Genomic DNA, 12030 nt, shown 5'->3' on the forward strand with positions numbered 1-12030 from the left:
AAAACTAGGGCGGCCTGTCGCCGACATTTATGAGCTATTTCTGTTTTGAAAAATAGAAAGAGGAGATGTTACATCTCCTCTATGGCCGCTATTCCAAGCATGCCCAGCGATGCCGCCAGCGCCTTTCTCGACGCCTCGACCAGCGCCAGCCGTGCCTCTTTCAGCTCCGGCTCGGCGATGAGCACCGGGGAGACCCGGTAGAACTGGTTGAATGCTTCTGCGAGTTCTCTGGCGTATATGGCGATGACGTGGGGCTTGAGCTCGGTGGAGGCGTTCTTGATCACGTAGGGCATCATGGCGATCTTCTTTACCAGCGCCGCCTCTTCGGGCTCCCTCAGCATGGATGCATCGTACTCGCCTGGCTTCGCCTTTTCCAGGATGCTGCAGCACCTGGCGTGGGCGTACTGGATGAACGGGGCGCCCTGCTTCTCGAAGTCCAGCGCCGTTTCCCACTTGAAGGTGATCGACTTCTCGGGCGCCACGCGCACGATGTCAAAGCGCACTGCACCGATGCCGACGGCTTCTGCGATCTGCCTCTTCTTCTCCTCGGGGATGTCCTTCCTGCGCTTGTCAACTTCTACGTAAGCCCTTTCGACTGCCTCATCCAGAAGGTCGTCCAAATTCACAACGACTCCTTTGCGGGTGGACATGCGGCCCTCGGGCAGCGAGACGAAGGAGTAGAATACTATGGTTGGGGCCTTCTTCTCGCCCAAAATGCTTAACGCCGCGTTCAGGCGCTGCATGGCGAGCTTCTGGTCCTCGCCGAGGACGTTGATCGCCCTGTCACACCGGGCTAATTTCCAGACGTGGAAGGCGATGTCCCTCGTCGTATAGAGGGAGGTGCCATCCGCCCTGGTCAGGACGAATTCCTTGTCCATGCCGAAGCTCGACAGGTCCAGGGCGAGAGCGCCATCCTTGGTGGTGGCGTACTGCGATTCTGCCAGCTTTTTCACGGCCTTGTTGACCGAGCCGTCCCGGACGAAGTCGGACTCCCACACAAACCTGTCGTAGAACACGTTCATCCTGGCGAGCGTCATCTTCTGGCCCTCGAGGCACCGCTCGACCATTTCCCTGAACTTGACCGCCGTGGCGGGGTCCATGTGCTCGTAGGCGTTCAGGATCTCGGAGATCTCCTTCTCCACAGCCTCGTCGGACTTTCTCAGGTCGGTGGCCGCCCTGTAGACCTCGACGATCTCGTGGTCTGGCTTGTCGGTGTCGGGCTTCCCCGGCTTGATCCGGTCCAGGTGGTCGTAGCCCCAGACGATGGTGGCTTCCTGCTTGCCCATGTCGTCCACGTAGTACTGGACTTCCAGGTCGTAGCCTCCGGCGCGGAGGAGCCGGGCGAGGGTGTCGCCGATGATCGGGTTACGCCCTCTGCCCACGTGCAGCGGCCCGGTGGGATTGGCAGAAGTGTGCTCTAAAATGACTTTGATGCCGTTGGGCTCCAGCTCGAAGAACTTCTTCTCGGACAGTATTTCTTTCAGTGAATCGGTGATGTACTTCTGGCTGGCGTAAAAGTTGATGTAGGCGCCTGTAGCTTCCACCCGGTCGATGTATTCGCTCTTGCCCATCTTTTCCACGATGGCGGCTGCGATCTCCTTCGGGTTCTTTTTCAGCTCCTTGGCGAGCCGGAAGGGCAGCGACGAGCTGACGTCGGCGTGCTGCGACTCGACGAGGCTCATGTCTTCCACCGTGTAGCCGGCGTCGGCGACCGCCTGCTTCATGAGGCGGCCGGCTTCCTCTAACAATTTAAGGTACATGTCTCAACACCCTCTTTAGGAGCCTGTGTGGTACCGCAGTATGGCTGCGATGCCGCCGAACGCGTTGTACAGCTGCTCCCCTTCCTCAAAGTCAGTGCTGACGAACTCTACCTCAGTGTTCATCTGCTCGGCGATCAGCGAGAGCTCCTCGACGATGTCGATGTTCTCCGATATTGTGAGAGACGACTGGCACTTCGGGCACCTCTCGCCCACGGTCGGAGTTTCGCCTACCCTGTACTTGATCGACTTGGTAGTGGTGTAGTCGCAGCTGCCGCTCTGGCACTTGATCGTGAGCCTGCTCTTCCTGAGGTCCTCCGAGAGCAGCAGCACCTCGACGGCGCCCATCTGAAGGTTGGTCCTGACTGAGTCCTCACCGTAGGCGGCGAGGCCGCGCTCTGCAATCAGTTCCTTCATGAACTTCTCCAGGAGCTTCTTCTCCTTAACCACGTCGAGGTTGGAGAGCGTGTCCGTGGCGGCGTCCATGAGCTCGGTCAGCCCGGATTCATCCGTGTAGGCCACGTCGTACAGGCCGAGGATCTTGGGCTGCAGTTCATGGTGCAGGTACTCGCCCTTCACGAACTCTTCCTTGGTCGGAGTGGGGCCGCCGATTAGGATGCCCTGGAAATCTTTCCTGTCGATGGCGAGGAAAATATCGTTGGCCGCGTCACCGACACGCTTGTTGAACTCGTTGATGGCGATGAGACGGAGCTGCTGGAAACGGTGAGACGACTGGCCACCCTTCCTCTGCTTGCCCGGCACAGTACTTGTCAGGTGCCGCAGCGGAGTAATATGCTTGCCCTTCAGGGTGCCGATGGTGGCCTCCCTGCGGTCGATGACGATCAGGCCGAAGGTCTTCTTGTCCACCAGCATTTCCTCGAGCTTCTCCAGCTCGAAGTTGCTGCCGCACCGGTAAGAGTACGAGGTGATAGGCTGGGGCGGCTCGACGACGATGGACTCCATGGACTCCTTGTTGCCGCCCAGCGACACAGCGCCGGTAAAGATGACCATCCCATTCTCGGGAGGCTCCTTGAAATACTTGAGCTTGGCCATGATCGACTCCAGCGCGCTCTGCACGTTGTCCCGGGTGGATTTGGACTTGATGTTGGCTGCCGAACCGTGCTCATCCCTGAGATAGGCGACTACATCGGAGATCCTCTTATCGTGCGGGATGTAGAGCGAAATGAGCTCTGTGCCCTGGCCCTGCTTATTCCGAAGCTCTTCGAGCTTCCTCTTAAATTCATACTTGTGTCTTTGGTCTTCGGACGACATATGATACGTATCCTCTTGTTCAGTCAATGTTCAGTTTAATTGATCGATATGCGAGCCGCTCGCTGCGAAAAAATGGGCAGGCTAAGCTGGCCTCAAAATGAAATAGAACGGTGCGCTAGTCACGCCTCACGGCCACGATAGCGACGGCTACATTGAGAATGACCGCTTTGTCGCCACAGAAAATGCCGTGATACACGCACATACTGGACAGAGTTTACCCGGGGCGAATATATATAATTTGCGATGAGAAGGGACGGCTGGTCCGAGCGTCGAAGGGTAAGTATAGTTATAGTTCCTGTGCTCGGATGTTCGCCATTTGAACGCCTGCGAATGCAGGCGTTCTGGAAGGCGATTAGCAGACGAACGCTGCGCTGTGCTATCCACTATTACAGTGATACTCGCATATTGTTATCTCAGTGTAGATTAACGTAGACGAACGCTGCGCTGTGCTAGTCCTCACAGATGCCACAGATTCTGACTGATTCCACAGATTTCTCTGCTGAATCCACAGATTACTACACGATATCACAGAGGGAATACGCTAATACTATTCGAACACCGATGCAATCATAAGACAATCGATCATAATATTTTTTATGTATCAGTGAAATCCGCCATCATCTGTGCTATCCATTAGGAATCTGTGGAATCTATTTCAATCCGTGAAATCTGTGAGGCTTTGCACAGCGCAGCGTTCGTCTGCTATCTCGATAGAACATGTGCAATCAGGTGGCGCACAGCGCAGCGTTCATCTCGCTGTCTACCACACAGGAGCAATCCGAAAATAGAAAATGGGCGGCGAGGTATAACTTTCCCCCGCACGCCGGATGAGCTTTTTAAAGGGTCAGCTCTTGCCCGTTTCTCAGGATGTGTACGGTCTGGCCGAACTCGTACCCTGTGTCCTCGGCCATCTCTACGTAAGCGGTGTGCATGTTGAGTGTGCCGTGGGTGGGTATGACGTGCTCGGGCCTGACCATCCTCAGGAGTTCCCAGTGGTCCTCCTTGTAGGCATGGCCGGAGACGTGAACGCGGTCGTAAATTCTCGCGCCTCTCTGCTTTAGTTTCGTCTCGCACATGTACCGGTTGGCGATGTTCAGCTGGTTGGGTATGACGTTTGCGGAGAAGATCACCTTGTCTCCCGCCTCCATCTGGAAGTCAAGTTCTCCGCTGGCAATGCGACCGAGGACTGCGCCAGGCTCTCCCTGGTGGCCGGTGACTATGGGCAGGTATTTGTTTTTGCCTTCCCTGATGATCTGTTTGGCAGTCGAATCTACCGCCCGGCGGTTGCCGCAGATCTTCAGGTTGTCGGGCTTTTTCACGTAGCCCATCCTTAGCGCGGTGCCATAGTACCTCTCCATGCTGCTGCCCATGAGCACAGGGACACGGTCCATCTTCGCTGCCGCCTCTATGACGGCTGTAAGGCGGGCGATGTGGGAAGCGAACGTGGTGACCAGCACTCCGCTCTCGGTCTCCTCCGTGCCGAGCAGGGCGTCCCAGACGAGGTCTTTAGCGATCTGCTCCGAGGGAGTCTTGCCCGAGTGGTCGGAGTCAAGGCCTTCCGTGATCATGGCAAACACCCCATCCCTGCCTATCTGCTTGAGCCGTTTGAAGTCGGGCAGCTCGCCCAGCGTCGGAGTCCTGTCGATCTTGAAGTCGCACGCGTACAAAATTATGCCGTATGGCGTGTGCAAAGCGGCGAAAGCACTGTCGATGATGCTGTGCTGCACTCTGATGAGCTCGACTGATATGTTCCTGGACAGGTCGTAGATCTCGCCGCACATCATGGGGACCAGCTTATTGGTGACCTTAAACTTCCGCTCGGACTTGATCTCCTGCCTTATCAGCTCAGTCGTGAACGGGGTGCCGATAATCGGGCACTTGTACCGGTGGGCCAGCTTGGGCACCGCTCCGATGTGATCGAGGTGGCCGTGCGTACATACAATGCCGACTACGTTGCCGTCGACGTTCTTGAGGATCTTGTCGTCCGGAATGGCCCCCATCTGGATGAGATCCAGGGAGTGCATGTTCTCCATTTCCGTGTCTTCGTGGATCTGGATCCGGTCCAGCCGGACGCCCATGTCCATGATGACAATCTCTTTCCCCACTCTTATGGCGGTCATGTTGCGGCCTACTTCTTCGTAGCCGCCGACCGCTATGATTCCTACATCTTTCATGAAAATTACACCTTTTTCTTGACGAACAAATGAGACATTTTACCAGGCGCCGGATACTTTTCTTCCAGCCTGAACCACTCCCGGGGAGGGGCTATAGCAAAATGAGCTTTTTACTGCCGAAGGCAGTATCGGATTTCTATCCCGCAGGATTACCGAATCCATTTCGTGGTTGTCGTGATAGTCAGACTCACATATATAATTTTGCATAAGCGGAGACTGGGCAGTCGATAATGGTAAGATGGCAATTGTATCTGCTGCCGGAGCTGTATACCGACCTTACATTATCCGGTATAAGTCAGGTATAAGGCTTGCCTATGAAAGGCCGGGACTATGTTTTTTGTGGCTAAAAAAGAGAGAGCACAGGCCTTTCGGCCTGTACAGTACGAACTTATACGATGTATTTGCCGATGAGGCGGATAGCCCTGTTCTTGTCTGCGCCGATCGGGGAGCCTGCGACGATCTGAGTGCAGCCAGCTGCGGTCAGGCCGGCGATCTTCTCGTTCATTTCCTGCGGGGTGCCGTAGATGGAGAACGCGTCGATCATGGCGTCGTTGACTGCGCCGAATGCGGTCTTGAAGTCGCCCTTGGCGAGGCCGCCCTTGATGGTCTCGACTGCGGCGAGGTCCAGGCCGTGCCTCTGGAGGACGGGGACCGGGGAGCCTGCAGCGATGAACGCTACGACGGGCTTGACTGCGCTCTTGGCCTTCTTGCTCTCAGTGTCGATGGAGAAGGATGTGTACGCAGCGATGTCGAACTTCTTCTCGCCAGCGGCCTTCTTGATGATGGGCACTGCGAAGGCGAAGTCCTTCGGGTTGGATGCGTTGATCAGGACACCGTCACCGATCTTGCCGGCGGTCTCCAGCATCTTCTCACCCTGTGCACCGATGTACACGGGGATGTTCTTCTGCTTGGGCTTGTAAGCGAGCTGAGCGCCTGCAAACTTGAAGATCTTGTTCTCCGGGGTGGATACTGCCTCGCCGGCCCACATCTTCTTGCAGATGAGGACAGCTTCGGTCAGCCTGGCGACCGGGGTCTCCATGGCCATGCCGATCTTCGGGAGGGTGCTCAGGTCACCGGGGCCGATACCCAGGGTTGCCCTGCCGTTGGAGATCTCGTCAACGCTCGCGATTGCCGAGGCAGTGACTGCCGGGCTGGCAGTGAAGGCGTTGGTGATGCCGGGACCCAGCTTGATGCGGGACGTCTTGTCCGCGATCAGGGCGAGCATCTCGAAGACGTTACGGTTGTTGTAGTGGTCGGTGATCCACAGGTAGTCAAGGCCGTTGTCTTCTGCGTACTTACAATAGTTGATTAGTTCCGTGTAGGGAACGTTCGGAACAAACTCTATGCCGAAAGTTGCCATAATTATACCTCAAGTTATTATGTTATAAGCATACTTGTTTAAAAGAATATCGGTTTTAGACCTGTCACTTAATGGCCTGCGCAAGAAAAATTCTAAAACCGCCGATATTTAAGCCGCTGTCAATTTTTCGATACTGTCTCAAGGGGATTATCGGGAAAGCTTTAATACCTAGTAGCTGCTTTCGCCCCGGGCGCCCGTCACGATGGCGATTCCAGAACTGGTGCCAATCCTGGAAGCTCCGGCTTCCGTAAATGCTTTTGCCTGCTCGTAGGTCCGGATTCCCCCTGACGCCTTGATCAGTATGTCCGGCACCGCCTCCCGGATCAGCCGCACGTCCTCCAGCCTGGCACCTGAGGGGCCATATCCAGTGGAGGTCTTGACAAACGCCGCCCCGCACTTTTTAGCTGTCCTGGCGGCGAGAACCTTCTGCTCGTCGGTCAGGTAGCATGTCTCTATGATTACCTTGACTGCGGCCGAGCCCGACACTTTGACGACTGTCCGGATGTCCTTCTCGAACAGGTCCAGCATCCCCGAGCGCAGGTACCCGACGTTGATCACCATGTCGATCTCGTCCGCGCCGTATTCCACTGCGTCCCAGGTCTCCTCTCTCTTTGCGTCCGTCAGCGCAGATCCGAACGGGAAGCCGACCACGGAGCACACTTTCACCGGCGAGTTATGCGCGTCGAGGTACTCCCGGACAAAGGAAGTCCAGCAGGTCGCGGTACAGACGGAGGCGAAGCCGTACTCGACTGCTTCAGCGCACAGCTTTTCAATGTCCTCCTGAGTGGCGTCCGGCCGGAGCAGCGTGTGATCGATGAGCCTGGCGATGTCCCTGTTTTCCATGAACAGGAATAGGCGATCAATAGCTAAAATGGCTTTCGGTAAAATAGAAAAGGGATGAGGCACGGTGCCTCATCTCAAACTTAGTTTACTTCCTTATTCCGAAGTAGTAGGCTCCCAGGCCGCCCAGTACTAACACCGCGAGGAACAGGGCGTACATCCACAAGTTGTCGCCCGGCTGGGTCTGTGCCGTGGTCGTCGGCTCCGGGGTGGCCGTAACCGTCGGTGTCGGAGTGATCTCCGGGGTCGGGGTAACTTCCGGCGTCGGAGTAATCTCCGGAGTCGGAGTTACCGTCGGCGTCGGGGTAGGAGTTGGCGTCGCGGTCGGGGAGATTATGCTCCACACGTACTGGATGGTGCCAGGCGGGAAGTAGGCGAAGCTGGAGCCGTTCTTCGTGTTACCCGCGTTATCAATGGCGCCATAGTACACGTAGTGCGAGCCACCGTACGGAACAGTCACCGGTCCGGTGTAGACCTTCCACTCAGACCCGTCGATGCTGTACATCACGCTGCTGAGGCCTGAGGTCAGATCACTGGAGGTGACCGTCAGGGCCGCGTCCCCTTCGAACCAGCCGAGGCTGCTCCTGGGGCCGTCCAGTTTGCCGGACAGCTCAGGCGCTGTCTTGTCTACCTTGAAGCTGAACTGCTTCGCGGTTTCCACGTTACCCGCGTTGTCCACCGATCTGTACTCAACGGTGGTCACGCCGTCAGCCGATACGGTCACAGGGGCGGTGTACGTTGTCCAGGTTACGCCATTGTCAAGGCTGTACTCGATAGCCCTTAGACCGGCGGAGCCGGCATCCATGGCCGACAAGGTCACTACCACGTCAGACACGTACCACGCGTTGTTGCCCACTATGCCGACCAGAGACGCGCTCGAGACCGGGGCAGTCTTGTCAATGTTAAAGGTAACCGACCTGGCCTCTTCGACGTTGTCAGCATTATCGATAGAGCGGTAGTATACCGTGGTCGCGCCCTCCACAGAGAATACTACCGGCGCGGTGTATGCCGTCCAGGTGGTGCCGTCGGTGCTGTACTCAGTACCCTTGACTCTCGAGAGCCCGTCGCTTGCCGACAGAATCATAGTCACGTCGCCCCTGTACCAGCCGTCGCTGCCGGTGGTGCCCGAGAGGCGGTAGCCGGTTGCGGGTGCAGTCATGTCGATGTTGATGTTGTCGACAGTGGCCGTGGCAGTGTTGCCTGCAACGTCTGTCGCAGTGCTGGTTACTGACTGGTCTGCTCCCTCGTCGCTGAAAGTCCTGCTTTCGGGGCTGATCGAGGCAACCGTGGAGGTCGCATCGGCAGCGGTGAAGGTCACAGTTACCGGGGCTTTGTACCATCCATGAGCGTTCGGAGCGCGGTCCGGGGTGCCGGAGATGGTTGGAGCAGTCGTGTCTACCTTGACGGTGAACCTCATCTCTTCGGAGTTGCCCGCCCTGTCAGTTGCAGTGGCGACAACTTCGTACCCGGTCGAGTCAGTGCTCACGGTTACGTCGGAAGCCGAATGCTGGAAGACGCCCGAGGTGCTATCCTCGAAGGTGAAATGGAACGCCGGGTAACCAGTGTACCAGCTTGCAGACGGAGCCGGGCTCACGCTGATCGTCGGCTTTACGGTATCGATCCGGATAACCTTGCTCTTCTTATCTTCCTCATTACCCGCATTGTCCACCGAATAGTACTTTACAGAAGTGTTGCCTTCCGAAGCTATGTTCACGGAGGTGCCCGGGGTGTAGGTCATCCAGCTTCCAGCTACGCCATTGACGACAAGCTGGTAGTATATGGTCTTTACGTCAGAGGTTGCGTCCTCTGCCGTGAACGATATGTCCACAGGGGCGTTGTACCATTTCCTGCTGTCAGCGGGCCTGGACAGCGTCAGAGTGGTCGAAGGCTGAGTCTTGTCTGACTTGAAGGTCACCGATTTGTTCGCTTCGAGATTATCGGCGTTATCGATAGAGCGGTAGTACACCGTGGTTACGCCCTCCGCGGAGAACGTCACAGGCGCAGTGTACGCGGTCCAGGTGGTGCCGTCGGTACTATACTCAATACCCTTGACGCCTGAGAGCCCGTCGCTTGCCGACAGGGTCATGGTCACGTCACTGGTGTACCAGCCGTCGCTGCCGATGGTTCCGGAGAGGCTGTGAGTGGTGACCGGTGCGGTCATGTCGATATTAATATTTCTAACTGTGGCTGTCGCGGTGTGGCCCACTTTATCCGTAGCGGTGCTCGAAGCCGACTGGCCGGCCCCCTCGCCCGACAGGGTTGTGCTTGCCGGATTGACCGTGGCAATGCCAGAGGTAGCGTCCGAAGCGGTGAAGGTTACGGTCACCGGGGCCTTGTACCAGCCCTGAGCGTTAGGCGCACGGTCCGGGGCGCCGGAGATGGATGGGGCGGTCGTATCTACTTTAACGGTGAACTTCTTCTCCTCCCTGTTGCCTGCCTTGTCTGTAACCCATGCCAGGATCTCAGTGCCGGTGGTGTCACCCTGCGTTACAGTGGCAGGCGAGTGCTGGTAAACGCCGGAGCGGTCGTCAGCAAAGGTGAAAGTGAAGGTGGGCTTGCTGGTGTACCAGCCGGCAGATGGTTTCGGGCTGACCGATATGGTCGGCTTGCCGGTATCAATCTTGACTGTCAGAGTCTTCTCCTCTTCTTCCCTGCCCACATTGTCCACAGAGTAATATTTTATCGTGTGGACACCCTGGCCCGTTACCGAAAAGCTGGCGGTGTTTCCATTTACTTTCTTCCAGCTGCCATCGCTCTTCTTATAGCGGATGTAATCGACGCCGGATCCGGCGCCATCATTTGCGGTCAGTGTAATAACAACATCGCTTCTGAACCAGCCGTCAACGCCGCCTGTGCCCGATGATGAAGCAGTCGTGATCGGTGCAGAGCGGTCGATCCTCACCTGCAAAGTGTTAGTGCTTTCAACATTACCTGCCTTATCTACCGCGTAGTATTTCAGGATGTTAATGCCTTCTGAGCTTATGTCGAACGTGGCCGAATCGCCCTTCTTTTTGATGTACGGCGCTCCATTGATGCTGTACATGATATAATCGACATTTTTGTCATCCTTTGCTTTTATGTGAATACTGACAGTACTGTCATGCCAGTTGTTCCCATACTCATCTTCATCTACGACCCAGGAAGTGGGCGCTTTGTTGTCTGCCTTGTCTGCCGCAAGTGTGGCCGGCATCAGCGATACCAATAGTGCGATAGCTACAGCTACCACTACCAGTGTTCTAAACTTCAGCTTTATACCCCCAGTATTTATACTCTATTCGGAAATAATCCGATACCTCGTTGCTCCAGGCTTCCTTATCTAAGTGTGTCGAGAGCAACCCTTGGCTGTGCAAGAGTTTATTTGTTTTATTCTTATTTAAATCTAACTACTATTACGTAATTTCAGAAATGTAAGCCAAATCTATCGAGCAGATATAATATTGAATTTCTCATGTGCCTGAGCCTCTACAAAATAAGCAAAATACCTGTGCTCAGGCCTCGTTATCCATTTCCTGCCTGATCCTCTCGAAAATCTCCGGGTCCAGCTCTACAGCCTTAGAGATACACGCGGCCGCCTCTTCCCGGCGCCCTGCCATGCCCAGCAGCAGCCCTTTCCTGTACCATGCCTCGACGTAATCCGGATATATTTCAATCGCCGCGTCAAAGCATTCCACGGCGGCATCGTATTTTTCCATCCTGCCCAGCAGTACGCCTTTCATATACCAGGCCATATGGTTCCCGGGATTGAGCTCTATCGCCTTAGAATAAGCCTCGATCGCTTCTTCGGCCCGCTCCTGCATCTCCTGTGCCCAGCCCTGGTATAGCCAGGCATCGGACAGGTCGGGCGCTATCTCCGCCGCTTTGCGGAAGGCTCCCGCGGCCTCCTCGTACTTTTCCGACAGCAGCATCAGGCGGCCTTTCCCCAGCCACGCGTCGGGCAGCGAAGGCGCCACGGCCGACGCCCGGTCGTAGCACCGCAGCGATCCTGTCATGTCCCCCATGCTGGCCAGCACTTCGGCTTTGCCGCACCAGGCTTTGCCATGGTCGGGGTTGATCTCGATAGCCCGGTCGAAGGAGCGGATCGCCCTGTCGAAGTCGCCCATGGAGCACTCGCAGGCGCCCCGGTACTGCCACATGTCCGCGTTGAACGGCTCCAGCTCGATGCTTTTCTCGAGGCACGCGATGGCCTCCTGGGTTTCGCCCAGCGCCGCCAGCGCCCGGGCCCTCCCGTACCAGGCCATCGTGTACTTCTGATCGGCTTTAATGGCCTTGAGGCAGGCCTGTCCCTCGTCCTCGTACATGCCCAGCCTCCTGAACAGGAGGCTTTTACTGTACCAGTACTTCGGGTTTCCGGGACACAGCGTGACCGCAGCCTCCAGGCACCCGAAAGCCTCCTCGAGCCGCCCCAGCTCCACGAGCACGAGGCCTTTGCAGTTGTGGGACTCCGCGTACTCCGGGTCTGCCTCGATCGCTCTGTCGAACAGCGCCAGAGAGTCCTGCAGCTTACCGGCGCTGACCAGCTCCAGTGCCTTGCTCAGGATCTCCCCTGCACCCGGGGCTTTCTTCGTCTGTCGTTCGTTCGCGGGCTCCGCTGACATTTTTCACCTTCCGTCCGGAAATTTTATAAAAG

At 56.5% G+C, this 12030-nt stretch carries 7 protein-coding genes; all 7 read right to left on the reverse strand.

Going from position 1 to position 12030, the window contains the following annotated elements:
* Positions 1-68 precede the first annotated feature (68 nt).
* The 7 genes from argS to RCI_RS11115 all read right to left on the reverse strand — a co-directional run bounded on the left by argS (position 69) and on the right by RCI_RS11115 (position 11998).
* Positions 69-1760 carry an arginine--tRNA ligase gene (argS, locus tag RCI_RS11085; RefSeq protein WP_012036529.1) on the reverse strand — a complete coding sequence of 564 codons (1692 nt, stop codon included), beginning with the start codon at positions 1758-1760 and terminating at the stop codon, positions 69-71.
* 15 nt (positions 1761-1775) lie between these two features.
* Complete coding sequence (prf1, locus tag RCI_RS11090) at positions 1776-3029, reverse strand: peptide chain release factor aRF-1 (RefSeq protein ID WP_012036530.1); 1254 nt, start codon at positions 3027-3029, stop codon at positions 1776-1778.
* 836 nt (positions 3030-3865) lie between these two features.
* Positions 3866-5203, reverse strand: a complete 1338-nt coding sequence (locus RCI_RS11095; protein WP_012036532.1) for an RNase J family beta-CASP ribonuclease — start codon at positions 5201-5203, stop codon at positions 3866-3868.
* A gap of 388 nt (positions 5204-5591) precedes the next feature.
* Entirely contained in the window at positions 5592-6563 is a 972-nt protein-coding gene (locus RCI_RS11100; protein ID WP_012036533.1) for a 5,10-methylenetetrahydromethanopterin reductase, read from the reverse strand.
* A 168-nt stretch (positions 6564-6731) separates the two neighbouring features.
* Positions 6732-7406, reverse strand: coding sequence for a deoxyribose-phosphate aldolase (gene deoC / locus RCI_RS11105; RefSeq protein ID WP_012036534.1), 675 nt, complete (start codon positions 7404-7406; stop codon positions 6732-6734).
* 85 nt (positions 7407-7491) lie between these two features.
* Positions 7492-10629, reverse strand: coding sequence for an OmpL47-type beta-barrel domain-containing protein (locus tag RCI_RS17060; protein ID WP_012036535.1), 3138 nt, complete (start codon positions 10627-10629; stop codon positions 7492-7494).
* Between the two features lie 262 nt (positions 10630-10891).
* Positions 10892-11998, reverse strand: a complete 1107-nt coding sequence (locus tag RCI_RS11115; protein ID WP_012036536.1) for a tetratricopeptide repeat protein — start codon at positions 11996-11998, stop codon at positions 10892-10894.
* Positions 11999-12030: the final 32 nt, after the last annotated feature.

This window comes from Methanocella arvoryzae MRE50 (genome assembly GCF_000063445.1).
In the GTDB taxonomy this organism is placed as follows: Archaea; Halobacteriota; Methanocellia; order Methanocellales; family Methanocellaceae; genus Methanocella_A; species Methanocella_A arvoryzae.